The 233-nt window shown below is 45.5% G+C and carries 1 protein-coding gene; it reads right to left on the bottom strand.

Going from position 1 to position 233, the window contains the following annotated elements; genetic code table 11:
* A partial coding sequence (locus Q4519_RS22170; protein ID WP_303516152.1) for an AI-2E family transporter occupies positions 1-233 on the bottom strand: 233 nt, incomplete at both ends.

Genomic DNA, 233 nt, shown 5'->3' with positions numbered 1-233 from the left:
AACCTTGGGTTTGGTTAAGCATATATGGTAACTCACGTATAAAGTTGGCGCCTTGTTTAACCTCAGTAGGCAATAAACACAGTAAGGCGAGTACCGTAAACCCAACAAAAGCCAATAACACAATAATATCGGCGCCGGTACGATTAACCCCCCATCGATGCAATGAACAAACAGGCCAATAGAGTAAATAGGCGATCACAATCGCCGCCAGTAACGGAGCCAGTAATGAGCCG

This window comes from Motilimonas sp. 1_MG-2023, assembly GCF_030547455.1.
GTDB lineage: Bacteria > Pseudomonadota > Gammaproteobacteria > Enterobacterales > CBDFNC01 > Motilimonas.
This window is presented reverse-complemented; position numbering and strand designations above follow the sequence as displayed.